Origin of the sequence: Mesorhizobium sp. 1B3 (genome assembly GCF_050958605.1) — a bacterium.
Classification (GTDB): domain Bacteria; phylum Pseudomonadota; class Alphaproteobacteria; order Rhizobiales; family Rhizobiaceae.
This window is the reverse complement of the sequence record NZ_JBJHDO010000013.1, coordinates 138785-156308: the sequence shown is the minus strand read 5'-3', so window position 1 is coordinate 156308 and position 17524 is coordinate 138785. Positions and strand designations below refer to the sequence as shown.

At 64.5% G+C, this 17524-nt stretch carries 18 protein-coding genes; 9 read left to right on the top strand and 9 right to left on the bottom strand.

Annotated features, from left to right (window positions below):
• Positions 1 to 112 precede the first annotated feature (112 nt).
• Entirely contained in the window at positions 113 to 535 is a 423-nt protein-coding gene (locus ACCO56_RS27680; RefSeq protein WP_433644140.1) for a GNAT family N-acetyltransferase, read from the top strand.
• A 187-nt stretch (positions 536 to 722) separates the two neighbouring features.
• Here ACCO56_RS27680 and zapE read toward each other — a convergent pair whose 3' ends face one another.
• Together zapE and ACCO56_RS27670 are read right to left on the bottom strand one after the other, a co-directional pair.
• Positions 723 to 1907, bottom strand: a complete 1185-nt coding sequence (gene zapE / locus ACCO56_RS27675) for a cell division protein ZapE (protein ID WP_433644139.1) — start codon at positions 1905 to 1907, stop codon at positions 723 to 725.
• A gap of 44 nt (positions 1908 to 1951) precedes the next feature.
• Positions 1952 to 2470: a protease inhibitor Inh/omp19 family protein gene (locus tag ACCO56_RS27670; RefSeq protein ID WP_433644138.1), complete on the bottom strand. Its 519-nt coding sequence runs from the start codon at positions 2468 to 2470 to the stop codon at positions 1952 to 1954.
• Positions 2471 to 2709: 239 nt separating this feature from the next.
• Here ACCO56_RS27670 and ACCO56_RS27665 point away from each other — a divergent pair, with 239 nt between their 5' ends.
• From ACCO56_RS27665 to ACCO56_RS27640, 6 genes are all read left to right on the top strand, one after another.
• On the top strand, positions 2710 to 2871 hold the full coding sequence (locus ACCO56_RS27665; RefSeq protein WP_433644137.1) for a DUF1328 family protein: 162 nt from the start codon (positions 2710 to 2712) through the stop codon (positions 2869 to 2871).
• An 81-nt stretch (positions 2872 to 2952) separates the two neighbouring features.
• On the top strand, positions 2953 to 3834 hold the full coding sequence (gene dapF, locus ACCO56_RS27660) for a diaminopimelate epimerase (RefSeq protein ID WP_433644136.1): 882 nt from the start codon (positions 2953 to 2955) through the stop codon (positions 3832 to 3834).
• A complete protein-coding gene (gene mtaB, locus ACCO56_RS27655) occupies positions 3834 to 5117 on the top strand; it encodes a tRNA (N(6)-L-threonylcarbamoyladenosine(37)-C(2))-methylthiotransferase MtaB (protein WP_433644135.1) in 1284 nt (427 codons plus the stop codon). Before dapF ends, mtaB begins: the two co-directional genes overlap by 1 nt.
• A 521-nt stretch (positions 5118 to 5638) precedes the next feature.
• The gene (ftsY, locus tag ACCO56_RS27650; protein WP_433644166.1) at positions 5639 to 7057 is read left to right on the top strand and encodes a signal recognition particle-docking protein FtsY; all 1419 of its coding nucleotides are present in this window, start codon (positions 5639 to 5641) and stop codon (positions 7055 to 7057) included.
• Between the two features lie 2 nt (positions 7058 to 7059).
• A complete protein-coding gene (locus ACCO56_RS27645) occupies positions 7060 to 7707 on the top strand; it encodes a septation protein A (RefSeq protein ID WP_433644134.1) in 648 nt (215 codons plus the stop codon).
• 74 nt (positions 7708 to 7781) lie between these two features.
• Positions 7782 to 8396 carry a pyridoxamine 5'-phosphate oxidase family protein gene (locus tag ACCO56_RS27640; RefSeq protein WP_433644133.1) on the top strand — a complete coding sequence of 205 codons (615 nt, stop codon included), beginning with the start codon at positions 7782 to 7784 and terminating at the stop codon, positions 8394 to 8396.
• 120 nt (positions 8397 to 8516) lie between these two features.
• Here the strand turns inward: ACCO56_RS27640 and ACCO56_RS27635 are convergent, their stop codons facing one another.
• The 5 genes from ACCO56_RS27635 to ACCO56_RS27615 are packed head-to-tail and all read right to left on the bottom strand — an operon-like array spanning position 8517 to position 12553.
• Complete coding sequence (locus ACCO56_RS27635) at positions 8517 to 8924, bottom strand: RidA family protein (RefSeq protein WP_433644132.1); 408 nt, start codon at positions 8922 to 8924, stop codon at positions 8517 to 8519.
• 29 nt (positions 8925 to 8953) lie between these two features.
• A complete protein-coding gene (locus tag ACCO56_RS27630; protein ID WP_433644131.1) occupies positions 8954 to 10396 on the bottom strand; it encodes an FAD-dependent oxidoreductase in 1443 nt (480 codons plus the stop codon).
• A gap of 1 nt (position 10397) precedes the next feature.
• Positions 10398 to 11120 (bottom strand): alpha/beta fold hydrolase, encoded by a 723-nt coding sequence (locus tag ACCO56_RS27625; RefSeq protein WP_433644130.1) that lies wholly within the window; start codon positions 11118 to 11120, stop codon positions 10398 to 10400.
• Between the two features lie 11 nt (positions 11121 to 11131).
• On the bottom strand, positions 11132 to 12085 hold the full coding sequence (locus ACCO56_RS27620) for a PDR/VanB family oxidoreductase (protein WP_433644129.1): 954 nt from the start codon (positions 12083 to 12085) through the stop codon (positions 11132 to 11134).
• Positions 12086 to 12088: 3 nt separating this feature from the next.
• On the bottom strand, positions 12089 to 12553 hold the full coding sequence (locus ACCO56_RS27615) for an MOSC domain-containing protein (protein WP_433644128.1): 465 nt from the start codon (positions 12551 to 12553) through the stop codon (positions 12089 to 12091).
• 243 nt (positions 12554 to 12796) lie between these two features.
• Between ACCO56_RS27615 and ACCO56_RS27610 the strand changes: the two genes are divergently transcribed.
• Together ACCO56_RS27610 and ACCO56_RS27605 are read left to right on the top strand one after the other, a co-directional pair.
• Positions 12797 to 13375, top strand: a complete 579-nt coding sequence (locus tag ACCO56_RS27610) for a helix-turn-helix domain-containing protein (protein WP_433644127.1) — start codon at positions 12797 to 12799, stop codon at positions 13373 to 13375.
• A gap of 214 nt (positions 13376 to 13589) precedes the next feature.
• On the top strand, positions 13590 to 13784 hold the full coding sequence (locus ACCO56_RS27605; RefSeq protein ID WP_433644126.1) for a hypothetical protein: 195 nt from the start codon (positions 13590 to 13592) through the stop codon (positions 13782 to 13784).
• Here ACCO56_RS27605 and ACCO56_RS27600 read toward each other — a convergent pair.
• Together ACCO56_RS27600 and ACCO56_RS27595 are read right to left on the bottom strand one after the other, a co-directional pair.
• The gene (locus ACCO56_RS27600) at positions 13775 to 14662 is read right to left on the bottom strand and encodes a bile acid:sodium symporter family protein (protein WP_433644125.1); all 888 of its coding nucleotides are present in this window, start codon (positions 14660 to 14662) and stop codon (positions 13775 to 13777) included. The genes ACCO56_RS27605 and ACCO56_RS27600 overlap by 10 nt on opposite strands.
• Positions 14663 to 14789: 127 nt before the next feature.
• On the bottom strand, positions 14790 to 17384 hold the full coding sequence (locus tag ACCO56_RS27595; protein WP_433644124.1) for a TRAP transporter permease: 2595 nt from the start codon (positions 17382 to 17384) through the stop codon (positions 14790 to 14792).
• Positions 17385 to 17524: the final 140 nt, after the last annotated feature.

Genomic DNA, 17524 nt, shown 5'->3' with positions numbered 1-17524 from the left:
GGGTCGCAATATTCAACCGATTCTTTGAGCGCTAGGTTTTTCAATCGTTTAGATTGTCTGGCATTTACGTAAAGGTAAGAATTTCGGATCGCTCGCGGTAGAGGACCACAGCATGGAGATCGAAATAAGGCGGGTCGGACCGGGCGACGCCAATCTCTTCGGACATGTCGCAGAGGAGGTCTTCGACGAGACGGTCGATTCCTGTCGGCTCGCGGCCTATCTCGGGCAACCCGGCCACCACATGATCGTCGCGGTGCATGACGGCACGGTGATCGGCCAGACCGCCGCGGTCATCCACCGCCATCCCGACAAGCCCACCGAACTCTACATCGACGAGGTCGGCGTATCGCCCCTCTTCCACCGCCAGGGCATCGCGCGCCGGATGCTCGAAGCGATGTTCGCGCTCGGTCGCGAGCTCGGCTGCGAGGAGGCGTGGGTCGGCACCGAGATGGACAACATCCCGGCACGCCGGCTTTACGAGACGCATGGCGAGACAAAGACGGAGCCCTTCGTCATGTATGTGTATGAGCTGTAGCTAACAGGTTGCGGCGCACCCCTCATCTCCCACAAGGGGAGAAGGGAAGGCCCACCGCAACGCCGATGCCAATCGCCAACGTTTGCGATTGGCGAGGAGCGCTCATGCCAAACTCCTCCCTTCTCCCCTTGTGGAGAAAGTGGCCTCGCGAAGCGAGGTCGGATGAGGGGTTGCTTGCGCCGACCGTTCAAGCCTGCTCGACGCCAACCTCCTCCCGATGTGGGCCGGAGCGCATCGCCCAGTCGCGGCTCTGCATCTCGATCAGCCGCGACGCGGTGCGGTCGAACTCGAAGGCTTCCGTCCCGCGCTTGCCGACATAGAGCCCTTGCGGCGGAGCCTCGGCGCTCGCGATCAGCCGCGCCTTGCGGTCATAGAGCGTGTCGACGAGCAGGATGAAGCGTTTGGCCTCGTTGCGCCGAGCTTCGGCGAGCACCGGCACGTGATCGAGGAAGATCGTGTCGTAGCGCTCCACGATCGCGAGATAATCGCGCGCGCCGAGCGGTTTTTCGCAAAGGTCGCGGAATGTGAAGCGAGCGGCCGAGCCGGCCGCCCTCGGGATCGGGACATGACGTCCTTTCACCACGATCTCGGCCGGAGCGATGCCATGCCCCTCCGTTGCCGTCGCCCAGGCGGCATCCATCCTGGCGTCGGCCTCCGCCCCGAGCGGTGTGAGATAGACCGGAAGGTTGTCCAGCTTCTCCAGCCGGTAGTCCTTCTTGGCGTCCAGCGACAGCACGTCGGCGTACTCTTTCAGGATGGCGATGAAAGGCACGAAGAGCTGCCGGTTCAGCCCGTCGCGATAGAGTTGGTCGGGCACCACGTTGGAGGTGGCCACCAGCACCACGCCTTCGGCGAAAAGCGCCGAGAACAGCCGCGACAGGATCATGGCGTCGGCGATGTCGGTCACCGTGAATTCGTCGAAGCAGAGCACCCAGGCTTCTTCGGCAAGCGCCTTGGCGACCGGCGGGATCGGATCGTCCTGTCTGGTCTCGCCATTCTTGCGCGCTGCCCGCTGCTTTTGGATGCGGTCATGCACATCGGCCATGAAATCGTTGAAATGGGCGCGGCGCTTACGCCGCACGGGCACCAGCTCGAAGAACATGTCCATCAGCATGGTCTTGCCGCGACCGACGCTGCCATGGATGTAGAGGCCCTTGACCGGCTCCGGCTTGCGCTTGCGGCCGAACAACCAACCGAGGGAACTGGATTTTGCCGCCAGCCTTTTTTCCGCGATCTCGCCGATCAGCCGGTCGAGGGCCTTGGCGACGACTTCCTGCGCGCCGTCATGGCCGATGGCGCCGGTCTCGACGAGATGGCGGTAGCGCTGCACGACGGAAGGGTGCGTCTGTATGCCGTCGCGCAGGTGGTGCATCAGATGTTCCGGAAGCGAAGGGCCAGGGGCGCTTTATTACCTGATTACCTGGAGAGCGAAATCGGAACTCCGCCTTCGGTCTGGCCGTCGAACTTCTCCGCGCCCGAGGAATAGAGGCGCGCGAGCGTGCTGCCGCTCTCGTCATAGAGCGTGAGCTGCTTGCCCGAGACGTTCCACGCCTTCACCCCGTCGAGCGGCGCCGGGCAGCGCAACGGCCCGGCACGGAAACCGGCGCCGAATTTGGTCTGCGGCGTCGCCACCTTGCAGCTCTGCCCCGAGACGGAGGCATTCCACACACCGGCGACGTTCGCGGCCGTGAGGTCGGGCGCGTCGGCCGGCGGCTGCGGGGGCAGCGCGGCGACGTTGGTGCCGGCACCCGGTGCGGGCGGGAAGGTACCCGGCTGTGCCGGCGGCGGCAGTTGCGAACCGGTGACGGTGCCCGACGGCGCCGGCGTCAGCGGTTCAGGCTGCGACTCCAGCGATGAAAACCGCGAGCTCGAGCACCCCGCCACGGTCAAAGCCACCAACGAAACCGCAACCGCGCCCATCTTCGAGAAATTCATGACACCCTCCGTCGAAGCTCCTTGCGCTTCGGCCGACCCTGATCATCGCAACCAAATCTGCGATGTTGGCGAAATTGCAACATCACATGGTTAAAATAGCGTATCTATCCGGCAATTGTTGCGTTTCTGCCACGGTTTTCGCGCAGACCTCCGCTTTCGTCGCTCGACCGCGCGCCCGCATAAGCGAGGAACCTATCCCGCCTCCGCTACGTTCAACTCGCGATGGAGGTAAGTACCCGATGATCAAATGGATCCTCATTCTTCTCGTCGTGGCCGCGATCGCCGGCCTGCTTGGCTTCAATACGCTGGCCGGCACTGCCCTGACGGCGGCGCGCCTCCTCATCGTCGTCGTGCTTGTCCTGTTCCTGCTCGTCCTCTTCGGCATCATCGCCATAGCCTGAGCCTGCTTGCACTGGTAATTCCCGCTGGTTTCCGCCATATAGCGCCCAAACGGAACAGGCCTTGGGGAAACAAGCCCTAGAATGACCGCGAGAGCGCAATTCGCCAAGATGAACGGGCTCGGCAACGAGATCATCGTCGCCGATATGCGCGGGCGCGCGGATCGCGTGTTGCCCGCCGCCGCGGTCGCGCTCAATGCCGACCCCGCCACCCGCTTCGACCAGATCATGGCGATCCACGACCCGCGCACGCCGGGCACGCAGAACTATGTCGAGATCATCAATTCCGACGGGTCGATGGCGCAGGCCTGCGGCAACGGCATGCGTTGCGTGGTGCAGGCATTGGCAGCCGAGAACGGGCGCAAGCGCTACACCTTCGAGACGATCGCCGGCATCCTGACAGCCGAGGAGCATGCCGACGGCCTGATCTCCGTCGACATGGGCGTACCGCGTTTCGGCTGGAAGGACATCCCGCTTGCCGAGGAGTTCCACGACACCCGCGCGATCGAGCTGCAGGTCGGCCCGATCGACGATCCGGTGCTGCATTCCCCGTCGGTCGCATCGATGGGCAATCCGCACGCGATCTTCTGGGTCGATCGCGACGTCTGGTCCTACGAGCTCGATCGCTTCGGGCCGCTGTTGGAGAACCATCCGATCTTCCCCGAGCGGGCCAACATCACCATCGCCCAGGTGACGGCGCCGGACGCCATGACGATCCGCACCTGGGAGCGCGGTGCAGGCCTCACCAGGGCCTGCGGCTCGGCAGCCTGCGCAGCAGCCGTCAGCGGCGCGCGCACAGGGCGAACCGGGCGCAAGGTCACGGTGACCGTGCCGGGCGGTCCGCTCTCCATCGAATGGCGCGACGACGACCATGTCGTCATGACCGGCCCGGCCGAGTGGGAATTCTCCGGCACCTTCGATCCGGCCACCGGCGGATGGGACCGCGACCGGCAGGACGTCGCCTGATGGCTGTCGATATCGTCACATTCGGCTGTCGGCTGAACACCTATGAATCCGAGGTGATGCGCCGCGAGGCCGAGACGGCCGGGCTCGGCGCGCTCAAGAATGGCGCGGTGATCTTCAACACCTGCGCGGTCACGGCCGAAGCCGTACGGCAGGCCAAGCAGTCCATCCGCAAGGCGCGTCGCGACAACCCGAACGCCCGCATCATCGTCACCGGCTGCGCGGCGCAGACCGACCCGGCCGCGTTCACGGCGATGGGCGAGGTCGACCTCGTTCTCGGCAACGAGGAGAAGCTGAAGTCATCGAGTTACCGGGCGCTCCCCGATTTCGGCGTCAACGACACGGAGAAGGCGCGCGTCAACGACATCATGAGCGTGCGCGAGACCGCCGCCCATATGGTCGACGCCATAGAGGGCCGCGCCCGCGCCTTCGTGCAGGTCCAGAATGGCTGCGACCATCGCTGCACCTTCTGCATCATTCCCTACGGCCGGGGCAATTCGCGCTCGGTGCCGATGGGCGCGGTGGTCGAGCAGGTGAAGCGGCTCGCCGGCAACGGTTACGCCGAAGTGGTGCTGACCGGCGTCGACATCACGAGCTACGGCGCCGACCTGCCGGGCGCCCCGAAGCTCGGCAGGCTGGTGAAGACGATACTGAAACAAGTGCCCGACGTCCGGCGGCTGCGCCTTTCCTCGATCGATTCGATCGAGGCGGACGACGATCTGCTCGACGCCGTGGCGAACGAGAGGCGGCTGATGCCGCATCTCCATTTGTCGCTCCAGGCGGGCGACGACATGATCCTGAAGCGCATGAAGCGGCGCCATCTGCGCGACGATTCCATCCGCTTCTGCGATGAGGCGCGCCGGCTTCGTCCTGAGATCGTTTTCGGCGCCGACATCATCGCCGGCTTCCCGACCGAGACCGAGGCGATGTTCGAGAACTCGCTCAGGATCGTCGAGGAATGCGGCCTCACGCATCTCCACGTCTTCCCCTTCTCTCCGCGCCAGGGAACGCCGGCGGCACGCATGCCGCAGGTCGACCGCGCCGTCGTCAAGGAACGGGCCGCGCGCCTTCGCGCCGCGGGCGAACGAGCCTACCAGGCGCATCTCGCCGCCCTTTCCGGCACGCGCCAGTCTTTGCTCGTCGAGCGCGACGGGCTCGGCCGCACCGAGGGCTTCACCCTCGCAGCGATCGCCGGCGGTGGCCCCGGCGATATCATCGACGCGATGGTGACCGGCCATGACGGGCGCCAGCTCCTGGCTTCCCCCCTCGCCGCGCGCGCGGCCTGACGGAACGATCGATGGCGTTCAATTTCATCAAAAAGGTCTTCTCCTTTGGCCGCAAGCAGGCCGAGGAGAAAGAGCAGGCCGCAGACCAGGCGGCGGAGGAATTGCGGCCACTGGATCAGCCCGAACAGGCTGGCCCCGTCCCGCAGGAGCCGCAACCGGCGCCGCCGCCCCCACCTGAACCGGCTCCGGCTCCCGAGCCTGTCGAGCCCGAGAAGACGCCGGAGATGCCGCAGCCGGCACCGCCCGCGCCGCCCCCGGCGCCGCAGCCTCAGCAGCCACCCGTCGAGGTCCCGACACCGCCAGCCGAACCGGCTGCGGAGCCCCAGCCTGAACGGCCGGAAGTCGAACCGGCGATACCCGAGCCGCAGCCCGAGCAGGCTCCGGACGAAGTACCGCCACCACCAGCACCCCCGGCCCCTTCTCCCAACACGCCGACCAAGGCTGCCGCTGAAGAGACGCCAAGCGCCGCAGAGACGTTAGCGGCCGCACCGACGTCTCCTTCCCCCTCGAGGGGAGGGTCGATCGGCGTAGCCGATCGGGGTGGGGTCGCCGAAGAACCTGGCACTGCCGTCGAAGCGCTGACCACCACGGAACGGGTGCCGCTCCCTCCCCTCAATGAGGAGGAGGAAGCGAGCTCGTCTGCGTCTGATGTTATCGAGGAAGCGCCGCGCGCTGCCGAGACCACCCCCTCTGGCATAGAGCCCGCCCTCGAGCTTGCCGAAGGCAAGATCCGTGGGGGCCCTCCTCCCCTCGAAGGGGGAGAGGACGCCGCGCCCGTTTCGGGCTCGCCGGATGACGCCGCGCCGACGCCTCCCTCCCCCTCGAGGGGAGGGTCGATCGGCGTAGCCGATCGGGGTGGGGATGCCGCAGAACCTGACACCGTCGAAGAAGCGCCGCACGCTCCCGATTCGCCATCTGCCGACCAGACGCGAGGCGCCGTCCCGTCACCTGCCGGCAGGGTCACCGTCAGCAAGAAGGTCGAAGAGAAAGCCGTACCTGCCAAACCCGCCGAGACGGCCCCAAGGCTCTCCTGGTTCCAGCGGCTGAAGCAGGGCCTGTCGCGCTCGTCCAAGGAACTCTCGGGCAACATCGCCGGCGTCTTCACCAAGCGCAAGCTCGACGAAGACACGTTACAGGACCTGGAGGACGTGCTGATCCGCGCCGACCTCGGCGTCGAGACCGCGCTGCGCGTGACCGACGCCCTGGCTTCCGGCCGCTACGGCAAGAACGTGTCGGACGAGGAGGTCCGCACGATCATGGCCGAGGAAGTGGAGAAGGTGCTGAAGCCTGTCGCGCTCCCGCTGGAACTCGACCTCTCGCACAAGCCGCACGTGATCCTGGTGGTCGGCGTCAACGGCACGGGCAAGACGACGACGATCGGCAAGCTCGCAGCCAAGCTGACCGAAGGCGGGTTGTCGGTGACGCTCGGGGCGGGCGATACGTTCCGGGCCGCGGCCATCGAGCAATTGAAGATCTGGGGCGAGCGGACCGGCTCGCCGGTCGTGTCCTCCAAGCTCGGCGCCGACGCGGCGGGCCTCGCCTACGACGCCTTCGAGAAGGCGAAGGAGGCCGGTTCCGATGTGTTGATCATCGACACGGCCGGCCGCCTCCAGAACAAGGCCGAATTGATGGCGGAGCTCGAGAAGATCGTGCGCGTGCTCGGCAAGCTCGATCCGGAAGCGCCGCATACCGTGCTGCAGACGGTCGACGCCACCACCGGTCAGAACGCGCTGAACCAGGTCGAGATCTTCCGCAACGTGGCGGGCGTCAACGGGCTGGTGATGACCAAGCTCGACGGCACGGCTCGCGGCGGCATCTTGGTGGCCATCGCCGCCAAGCATAAACTGCCGGTCTATTTCATCGGCGTCGGCGAACAGGTCGACGACCTCGAACCCTTTTCCGCGAGCGATTTCGCCAAGGCGATCGCCGGAGTGGCGTGATCATGAACGAACCGATCCTCGAACGCGACCCCACCGATCCGAAGAAGAAGGAAATCAACCCGCTCCTGAAGCTCGCGCTCGAACTCGGGCCGTTGCTGGTTTTCTTCTTCGCCAACACCCGCGGCGAAGCCCTGATCGCGCGCTTCCCGGCGCTCGGCGAGTTCGGCGGCCCGATCTTCCTGGCGACCGGCCTCTTCATGGTGGCGACGGGAATCGCGCTCGCCGCTTCGTGGCTCCTCACCCGCACCTTGCCCCTGATGCCGCTCGTATCGGGCGTGGTCGTCTTCGTGTTCGGCGCGCTGACGCTTTGGCTGCAGGACGACGTCTTCATCAAGATGAAGCCCACCATCGTCAATACGTTGTTCGGCGCGGTGCTGCTCGGCGGACTTGTCTTCGGCAAGTCGCTGCTAGGCTACGTCTTCGATTCGGCCTTCCGCCTCGACGCCGAAGGCTGGAAGAAGCTCACCTTCCGCTGGGGCCTGTTCTTCCTGTTTCTGGCTGTCGTCAACGAGATCGTGTGGCGGACGTTCTCGACCGACGCATGGGTGGCTTTCAAGGTCTGGGGCATCATGCCGATCACGCTCGTCTTCACCTTCAGCCAGATGCCCCTGATCATGCGCCATTCGCTCGACGAGCGCATGCAGAAGTAGCGCACGGTCGCGACGGGTTTTCACGTCGACCGAACCGAAGTAACGTCGCTCCACGTCACGGGAGGGGGAGATCCATGGAGTTCGTCGGCACACGCGAGGAACTGCGCTCGATCTACAAGCAGCCGGGAGACGGCGCGGTGCGCAAGGAGTTGAGGGCTCTCGATTCCCACTGCCGCGGCTTCATCTCAAAAAGCCCGTTCGTGCTGATCGGCTCCTCCGACGGCGACGGCAATGGCGACGTCACGCCCAAGGGGGACAAGCCCGGCTTCGTCGCCATACTCGACGACAACACGATCGCCATACCCGACCGGCCCGGCAACAACCGGCTCGACACGCTTGAAAACCTTCTCGTCAATCCCGCGGTCGGCCTGCTCTTCCTGATCCCCGGCATGAACGAGACGCTTCGCATCAACGGCGAAGCCCGGATCACCACCGACCAGGTGCTGCGCGAAAGCATGGCGGTCGAAGGGCGCCTCCCGATCAGCGTCATCGTGGTCAAGGTGAAGGCCGCCTACATGCATTGCGCCAAAGCTTTCATGCGTTCCGAGCTGTGGAAGCCCGACACCTGGATCGACCGCTCGACGCTGCCGACGCTCGGCACGATCCTCAAGGATCAGCTGGCACTCAGCGAGCCCGCCGCGGAGACCGATGCGTGGCTCGACGAGGCTTATAAGAAGTCGTTGTGGTGAGCGGTAGCTTTGAGCTGCCCTCGTCCCCGCGTTGAGTGATCCTGCCTTGCCGTCCAGAGTTTCACCTCCGAGCCTGCAAGCGTGTCCAGGGATCGCGCCTACCGCTCGGTGGGGCGGATGCTATTGCGGAAGCGCGACGACGGCATCGATCTCCACCAGCCATTCGGGCAGACCGAGACATGCAACTCCGACATATGTGCTGGCACAGAGCGGCCAATCCTCGCCGAAAATGTCACGACCGGCACCGAAGATCTCCTCGATGCGGGCCGGCAAGTGGTCCACGACATGGATTCGCATCTGCAATATGTCGGATGGCTCCGCTCCAATCGCGTCCAATGCAAGGCGTATGTTGAGGACGCACTGACGTGCCTGCTTGGCATGGCTGCCCGGACCGATGAGCGCGCCTTCGCCGTCGATCGCCACCTGGCCGGAGATTGCTGCCAGGCGCGCACCGGCGGGGGACACGACAATCTGGGAGTAGAGGTCCATGACGGGCGGCGCCATGGTGGAAGGATTGAGACGCTGCATTGAAGATTCCTTTCCTTGAACCATCCGCTTCAGGCCGCCGAGGCAAGATAGCCGTCGGGACGGACCAGGAGAGCGGAGTAGCCCGCAAACAGTTCGTCCTCGGAGGATACGCGAAGATCAAGGACGTCCCGGTCGCCCAGCCAGTCGGGGCGTGGCGCGGTCGTCCCCGCCGCCAGCGACAGATGCAGCCATTTGCCGCCGGCCAAGAAGCTGTGCAGCCCGGCCAGCTCTCCTTCCTTCGTCGCCAGCTCGACGTCGGGAACGCGGCTCCCGGGAAGCAGGCGGCCGTCCTGCGCGCTGCATCCCGCGGCCTCGTCATAGGCGACATCGAAGCCGGAGAGTTCTCCGGCCAGGTACCTGTTCACGGCGGGTATCTTGAGCAGCGCTTCCATGGTTACGCGCAGCGCCTGACCGGAAGGGCTGAAGGCGCTGACCAAGGCTGTCTGGGACAGAGTGTTGGCGTACAGCCGTTCGCCGACCGGACGCCGTTCGCGCTCGTAGCTGTCGAGCAAACTTTCAGGCGCCGAACCTTTGACGACGGCTGCCAGCTTCCAGCCCAGATTCATCGCATCCTGGATTCCGACATTCATGCCCTGGCCGCCTGCGGGCATGTGGATGTGAGCGGCATCGCCTGCAAGGAGAACCCTGCCCTTGCGATAGGTGCGCGCAAGCCGTGTCTCGTCGGTGAAGCGGGAAAGCCAGATGGCATCCGTCGCGCCGAAGTCGCTTCCGAGGATTTTGCGCGCCGAAGCCGATAATTCGTCGAGGGTGAGCGGCTCGTTCTGCGGGACACCGCTTCTGTCGGGATCGAGCAGGACGATGCGGTGATGAACACCGTCGCCGAGCGGCGCCACCATGGCACAACCCTGTGAGTTGACCGACGAGATGACCGGTTTCGGCAAGGGCTCGCCGAGCACTACATCGCCGAGGACGAGCGTCTGCGTAGCCGGATAGCCTTCGAACCCAATGCCTGTTTCTCGCCGCACGAAACTGCGCGCACCGTCCGCCCCGACGACGTAAGAAGCCGAAAGCCTAATACGGCCTTCCTTTCCCTCGGCGTGCACGACCATGTTTGCTCCGGCGTCATCGAGGCCCATTGCCGTCCAGCCGCGCATGATATGGACCCCAAGCTCGCGCGCTCGCTCCTCGAGCATGGCCTCGGTCGTGGCTTGCGGAATGAACAGGGTGAAAGGATAACGGCTGCGGAACGGCGAGAAATCGAGCCTGGTGTCGAGCACGCCAAAATGCCCCGTCGGAATGGGCCTGCCGGAGCCGAGGAACCGTGCCTCCAGCCCCCGCAACGCGAACACTTCCAAGGTCCGCCCGTGAATGGTCAGAGCCCGCGATTGGCGCGCCGGTTCGTCACGCCGATCGATCAGAGCCACGTCGACGCCGGCAAGCCCCAATTCGCACGCAAGCCAGAGCCCGACAGGACCCGCGCCAACGATGACGACATCATGTTCGTTCTTCATATCACCCCTCCATTGTCGCGATTTCTTCGATCTTGCGGGCAAGTTCACCGGGCTGCGTGAACATGACCATGTGGCCTGTCTCGATGTCGCCCCGACGCCAGCCCTGCCGTTCAGCCTTCTCGGCCGTCGCTGCAAAGATCGGAAAATCCGTGCATCGAATGTAGTGCCGGTCGATTGTCGTCAGCCGCGCCATGTCATGACGGAACGGCGTGGAATGTGTCCGGATCGGCATGGGACGAGTCCTGGCGTCGTGACGCTCCGCCTGCGGCCCGTCCGGCAGACCAAGGGCGGAGGCCGGCAAGGGCATGATCTGCCAGGGCGCCGTCGGGTTCAGCAGCGGTTCGGTGATGGCACGGATTTCAGGATGCAGGTCGAAGACGGAGCGTCCGGTCTCGGCCAAAAAGCCGTCGACGATTACGAGTGATCGGATTTTCTCCGGGATGCGACAGGCGACCGCGCTGGCGACAAGTCCGCCATAGCTGTGCCCTACGAGAACGATGGCGGCGGCATCGGCGAATTCGACCGTCTGGATCACGTCCTCCGCATGGAGCTCATGATCGATATTCTCATCGATGAGATGGGTCCGGTCGCCGAGGCCCGTCAGCGTCGGCACCAGGATACGCCCGGCTGCGCCGGTCATGCTTGCGACCACCTCGTCCCAGACCCATCCGCCTCCCCAGGAGCCGTGGACGAGCACGACGGTCGCATCGGGTTTTTCTGTCATTCTTCCCCTCCTCAAAGATCCAGAACCAGCGTCGCGCTCGAACATCCGGAGACGCAGGGCGTCAGGAATTGCCGCCGTTCGGCAGGCTTCATGACTAGGTCACGATGAATCGGTTCGCCGTCCAGGAACCGTATTCTGCAGTCGAGACATACGCCCGCTTCGCAGGACGCAGGCATGTCGACGCCGGCTCGCCGCAACGCATCCAGCATCGTCATCCCTTCGAGAACCTCGATCCTTCGGCCGGTTTTGGCGAGCTCGAGCGAGTAGGCGGCGCCTGTCGTCGTGACGGTCGGGCCAAAATGCTCGACGTGAAGCCTGCCTTCCGGCAGCAAGGTCCCCGCGATCGCCTGAGCAGCATGAATCAGGGATGAAGGACCGCAGCAATAGACGTGAGCGTCGGGCGCAGCCGCGCTCAGGACGGCAGCCAGATCGATACGATGGGGTTCCCTTTCCCGGCTGAAATAGTGGATCAGCCTTCCGCTTACCGCGAGGGGCTGGAGCTGTCTCAGGAACGGCGTGTCCGCCCGGGTTCGCGAGCAGAAATGCAATTCGAGGTCGGCTCCCGCTCGTTCGATCTCGGGGATCATCGACAGGAAAGGCGTGATGCCGATGCCTCCGGCGATCATCACGTGCCTTCGGGCCGCCGCCAGCCCGAAACAGTTGCGCGGCAATGAGACCGGCAGGATGGTTCCCACGCCGGCATGGCGATGAAGGCACAACGAGCCTCCCCGCCCACCATCCTCGCGCCGGACCGCGATCCGGTACCGATCGGCCTCGGCAGGGTCGCCGATGAGCGAATACTGGCGCACCATTCCATTCGGCAGGTGGACGTCGATATGGGAGCCCGCCGTGAAGGGCGGCAGCTTCCATCCATCGGGATCGGCTAGCTCGATCGCGACGACATCGTCGCAGACCGCTTCCATGCCGACGATCTTGACCGTCACCCTGTGGATCAGCTTGGGCACCGTTCACTCCGGAATGATGGCGTCGCCCAAGCGAACGCGACCGCCTTCGAGAATGCGCGCATGCAGCCCCGAGCGATTGAGCAGGAGCGTGAAGATCTCCTGCCCTGTTATCTGCTCGATATGACGGCACGGGGTGCTCAGCCTGGTTCCTTCCAGGACGGCACCGCCGATCCTGAACCTGCGGCCGACCAGATGATTGAGCGGCACGTTGCGCGTCGTGATGTTTCGGCGATGGTCGGCGGTGCCGAGTGTCACCTTGTGGTCGCGCAAGAGCGCTTCAAGCGTCTCTGCCTCGAAAAGCGTCACCTGCCGCCCCTCTTCCGGACGGTCGGAATAGAAGCCTTCCCCGGTTGCGTAACGATCGCCCTCCACGCCCTTGCCCGCAACAAGGAGCAGTTCCCCTGCTGCCTTCATCGGCAGGAAGGAGCGCGGCGCAAGATGAAGGGCATCCACACGTCCCGACCTCATCGCAAATGCCCTCCTCCGGTGCCGATATACGAGAGCGACCATCGGCCGCTTCTACTGACGCGGATGGACAACTTAGTTGTCCATAAGGCAACTATGTACCAAGGCAAGGTCGAACACGCAAGCCTCGCGCCGCCAAAACTCATCTGAGCCTTTGCATTTGATCCCTGCCGTCGACGGTCGCGGCCGAAGCTGCTATCTCTCCCGGTGCCCCCCAGGACAACCGAGACAACAGAGCGACGAAAATTGAATAAACAAGAAGGGACCCCGAGCGAGGGCATCGCCAATTACGGTTTTCATGCCCGCGCCTTGCGCATTGGCAGGAACATCACGCTCGATCAGCTGGCGGCGCAGACGGGATTGAGCAAGGGGCACCTCTCGCGATTCGAGCGAGGCCAAAAGTCGCTCTCGGTAGCGGCCCTGATCAGGCTGGCGGCCGCCCTCGACACGTCCGTCTCGTCGCTGTTGGGCGAGACCCTGGACGAGGACGCGCTCCATGTCGTGCGGCGTCGGGACAGAAAGATGCACAGGGCCCCGGTCGAAGACGGCGGCTATCTCTACACCATGCTGAGCCGCCCTTCTGAGAATCGCGCGGTCAGCGCTTTCCTTGTCGAGATCGCCGCCGAGGCGGAGCGCCCCAGTGAGGGCCACCATTCGGGGGAGGAAATATTCCTGGTTCTCAGCGGCGAGGTGGAGATCCGCATCGCGGATCGCGTGGTGATTCTTGGTGAGGGGGACTATCTCCAGTTCCCCGGTCGGCTAACCCATGTCATCAAGGGACGGGAGGCCATGAGCCGCGTCTTCGTCGTTGTGATCGGCGGTTGAAAGGCTGCCGCGGCAGCGGTGGACATGGAGCCGCCGCCGACAACGTATTTTCATGCATGTCGTTTGCCCAAACCACTGCACTTGGGCGACATGCATTACGGCTCACAACTCCAGGGATCGCCATGCAAAACATGCATTGCTGCGATGCAGCAGTATATTTTGCAGTGCAGCATCGCTATGTCATGCTTGCAGAACGAGGAAAGCAGCGCGCCGGATGGGCCGGCGCCGAAAGGACAATGCGATGGTCTTCTCCAACCTTATCGGCCGAGCGCAAGACAGGCTCGCCAAGCGCGCCAGGTATCGCCGGCTGGTTAGCGAGATCGAAAGCCTCTCCAACCGCGATCTCGTCGACCTCAGGGCCGACCGCGGCGAGATGCTCTATCAGGCCTACCGGTCCGTCTACGGTTGAATTGAGCTTACCGCAGCCCTTGGCCGGCGCTTCATCCATGCGATGAGGATTGCGGCGGTGATATAGGCGACCAGCCCGTAAAGTGCCGGCGGTATGGCCATCTCCGGATTGTTCAGGAGATCCCTGCTCAGCGCGATCGTGATCACCAGCACGGCGTTGTGTAATCCGATCTCCATACAGATGGCGATCGACTGCCTTTCGTCGAGGTTGAAGAAGCGCGGCACCCAGTAGCCGACGGCCATGCTGACCAGGTTGAAGGCGAGCACCGCAAGCCCGACAACCGGGCCCCAGGTCAGAAGCGTGTTCCATTCGCGCGCGACCGCCACGAGCACCAGCACCACGACGAAGACGAGCGACAGGATCTTGACCGGCCGTTCCATCCGGTCGGCCAGTTCGGGATACCCGCGGCGGACAACCATGCCGATGATTGCCGGCACGACGACAAGCCCGAGGAACAGCAGGATCTGGCTGAACTGCAAGGGGATCACCATCCCTTCGCCGTAAAAGGCGACCAGCGAGAAATTGACGATGATCGGCAGGGTGACCACCACCAGGACCGAATTGATCGCGGTGACGATGATATTGAGCGCCACGTCGCCCCCGGCGAGGTGACTGTAGAGGCTGGCGGACGTTCCGCCCGGACTGGCGGCGAGCAGCATCATGCCGACTGCGAGCGCCGGCGGCAGGGCCATTGCTTGGACTATGCCGAAGCAGACGACCGGCAGGACGAGCGTCTGGCAGACCAGCGCCACGATGACCGGCTTCGGCCGCGCCAGCACCTTGCGGAAGTCGGCGACCGTCAGCGACAGGCCGAGGCCGAGCATGATGATGACGATCACCAGCGGCATGAAGACGGTCAGCACGGCGCTTTGCTGCATGTCGATGGCCCTGGTGATCCCGCCACGAATTCGCGATTCGCCAAGGTTAGATCAACCCGAGCCTGCTATGAAGTGGCCCCATCACGTTCTTGTGAAGCGGTGGCGATGCTATCGCAGCAGGAGCGCCTCAGACGCCGATCGACCGTGGCGCGTTTCCCGGCATTGTCCGCCTGCGCGCCAGTTGGAGCGCGGCGATGCAGGCGGCGAGGGCGAGCGCAGTGCCGATGGGGATGGCCGTCGATGGCTGGTCCGCCTTGCGCAGGACCGCGGCGACATCATAGCCCGCTTCGAGGCCAATGCGCTTGGCTTGGGAGCCGAAGGCGACATTGGTGATGGTCAGCATTTCGCCTGTTCCGGCCAGCGTCAGCCCGACGGCGCGCAACCGCTCGGCGGATGTGCCGGGTTCTCCGACCGGAAGGGTGACGGTCTTGCGGACATCGTCGCCGTTGAGGTCGATGCCTTCGACGACGAAATCGACGTGGCTGCCGGGACTCGCCTGCTCGACCTCGGCCAGGAACTGGCTTGCGGGAAGCTCGTGATAGGGCTCCGACACCTGGTTGATCCACCAGTCCGGGCGGAAAAGGGTGAAGCTGACGACGAGCAGGATGGCCGATTCCCAGAGGCGGCTGCGGGTGACGAAATAATTCATCGTCGCCGCCGAAAAGAGCAGGATGGCGGCGAGCGAGATCGCCCCCACCCAGACGGTATGCGTCCAGCTCTCGACGCCGATCAGGAGCATTGCCGGATTGAAGATGAAGACGAAGGGCAGGATCGCCGTGCGCAGTGAATAAAGCGCACCCTGGAAACCGGTCGAGATCGGGCTTTCCCTGGAGATCGCGGCGGCGGCGAAGGCCGCCAGTCCCACCGGCGGCGTGATGTCGGCCATGATGCCGAAATAGAAGACGAAGAGGTGCACCGCGATCAGCGGGATGGCGAGGCCGGCCTGCGCGCCGAGATCGACGACGACAGGCGCCATCAGCGTGGCGACCAATATGTAATTGGCGGTGGTGGGAATGCCCATGCCCAGCACGAGGCTGACCGCGGCGATCAGAAGAAGCATCAGGACGACGTTGCCGCCCGAGATGAGTTCGACCAGTTCGGTCATCATGAGGCCGAGGCCGGTGAGCGTGATGGTGCCGACGACGATACCGGCCGTGGCGGTCGCCACAGCAATGCCGATCATGTTGCGCGCGCCCAGCGCCAGCCCCTCGACGAGGTCGTCTCCGGCGGCGCGGATCGCCGCGGCAAGCTGCTCGTTGCGGAACAGCGCCATCAGCGGCTTGCGCGTGGCCACGATACCGATGATCGTGATCGTCGCCCAGAAGGCCGAGAGGCCAGGCGACATCTGCTCGACCATCAGGCACCACAGCAGAACGACGATCGGGATCAGGAAATCCAGCCCGGTGCGCGTCACGTCCCATGCACGCGGCAATTCGAGGATAGGAGCATTGGGATCGTCGAGCTCGAGGTCGGGGTAACGGGAGGCGAACCAGACCGACGCCACGTAAAGGGCGAGCCCGGCCAGGGCGAGAGTGAACGGGGCGGCCGGGCCGAGCAGCAACTGGACCAGGAGGATGCCGTAATAGAGCACACAGACGGCCAGCACGCTGCCCGAGATGCCGATGCCCATGCGCAGCAGGCGCTCCCTCGCCGGGGTGGGACGCTGGGGGATCGGCTTCAGCCCCATCTTCACCGCCTCGAGATGCACGATGTAGAGCAGCGCCAGATAGGAAAAAACCGCTGGCAAGAGCGCGTGCTTCACCACCTGCGAATAGGGGATGCCGACATATTCGACCATCAGGAAGGCGGCCGCGCCCATGACGGGCGGCATGATCTGGCCGTTGATGGAGGCGCTCGCCTCGATGGCGCCGGCCTTCACACCGGACAGGCCCGTCCGCTTCATGAGGGGTATGGTGAAGATGCCGCCGGATACGACATTCGAAACCGACGAGCCGGAGACGATGCCGTTCAGCGCCGACGAGATGACGGCCACCTTGGCCGGGCCGCCGCGCAGGTGGCCGAGCAGCGCGATGGAGATCTGCATCATCCAGTTGCCGGCTCCAGCCCTCTCGAGCAGCGTGCCGAAAAGCACGAAGAGGAACACGAAGCTGGTCGAGACGCCAAGCGCGATGCCGAACACCCCTTCGGTCGTCAGCCATTGATGGTTGAGGAACTTCACCAGCGACGCGCCGCGATGTTGGATGACGTCGGGCATGTATTGACCGCCGAACGTGTAGGCGATGAAGACGACGGCGACGATGACCATGGGCAGGCCGAGGGCACGCCGCGTGGCTTCGAGGAGCAGCAGGATGCCGACCGTACCGGTGACGAGGTCGAGCGTCGTCGGCAAGCCGGGCCGCTGAGAAAGCGCGTCGTGGAACAGGAAGAGGTAGGAACCGGCGAAGGCGCCGACGATGGCCAAAACCCAGTCGAGCAGAGGCACCCTGTCGCGCGACGAAGATTGCAGGGCGGGATAGGCGATGTAGGTCAGGAACAGCGCGAAGCCGAGATGGATCGCGCGCGCCTTCGTATCGTTGAGGATGCCGAAACCGAGGACGAAAGGCAGCGGCGAGGCATACCACAGCTGAAACAGCGACCAGGCGACGGCGGTCCAGAGCAGCACCCGGCCGGCGACACCGACGGCATGACGTCCGCCCGTGTCGGCTTCGGCCACGAGTTGCTCCAGATCGACCTCGGCCGCTTGCGGTTTGGCTTCGCTCATCTTGTCCTCCCGGAGCATCTTGCAGTCAGTGCATCATCTGGCGTCGCAGGATGCGACCAAGATAGATCGCCCTGACGCGTCCAAAGGGACGCACGGCGTTCCATCGCGCATGACGAAGCGGGCACCTTCAGGCCTGCTGC

Coding starts and splice junctions, on each gene's coding strand:
- ACCO56_RS27630 (WP_433644131.1), bottom strand. CDS start 10,396: ATGAAGAACGAACATGATGTCGTCATCGTTGGCGCGGGTCCTGTCGGG.
- dapF (WP_433644136.1), top strand. CDS start 2,953: ATGACCGCGAGAGCGCAATTCGCCAAGATGAACGGGCTCGGCAACGAG.
- ACCO56_RS27605 (WP_433644126.1), top strand. CDS start 13,590: ATGGGCCGGCGCCGAAAGGACAATGCGATGGTCTTCTCCAACCTTATC.
- ACCO56_RS27625 (WP_433644130.1), bottom strand. CDS start 11,120: ATGACAGAAAAACCCGATGCGACCGTCGTGCTCGTCCACGGCTCCTGG.
- ACCO56_RS27645 (WP_433644134.1), top strand. CDS start 7,060: ATGAACGAACCGATCCTCGAACGCGACCCCACCGATCCGAAGAAGAAG.
- zapE (WP_433644139.1), bottom strand. CDS start 1,907: ATGCACCACCTGCGCGACGGCATACAGACGCACCCTTCCGTCGTGCAG.
- mtaB (WP_433644135.1), top strand. CDS start 3,834: ATGGCTGTCGATATCGTCACATTCGGCTGTCGGCTGAACACCTATGAA.
- ACCO56_RS27600 (WP_433644125.1), bottom strand. CDS start 14,662: ATGCAGCAAAGCGCCGTGCTGACCGTCTTCATGCCGCTGGTGATCGTC.
- ACCO56_RS27615 (WP_433644128.1), bottom strand. CDS start 12,553: ATGAGGTCGGGACGTGTGGATGCCCTTCATCTTGCGCCGCGCTCCTTC.
- ACCO56_RS27640 (WP_433644133.1), top strand. CDS start 7,782: ATGGAGTTCGTCGGCACACGCGAGGAACTGCGCTCGATCTACAAGCAG.
- ACCO56_RS27665 (WP_433644137.1), top strand. CDS start 2,710: ATGATCAAATGGATCCTCATTCTTCTCGTCGTGGCCGCGATCGCCGGC.
- ACCO56_RS27680 (WP_433644140.1), top strand. CDS start 113: ATGGAGATCGAAATAAGGCGGGTCGGACCGGGCGACGCCAATCTCTTC.
- ACCO56_RS27635 (WP_433644132.1), bottom strand. CDS start 8,924: ATGCAGCGTCTCAATCCTTCCACCATGGCGCCGCCCGTCATGGACCTC.
- ACCO56_RS27670 (WP_433644138.1), bottom strand. CDS start 2,470: ATGAATTTCTCGAAGATGGGCGCGGTTGCGGTTTCGTTGGTGGCTTTG.
- ACCO56_RS27595 (WP_433644124.1), bottom strand. CDS start 17,384: ATGAGCGAAGCCAAACCGCAAGCGGCCGAGGTCGATCTGGAGCAACTC.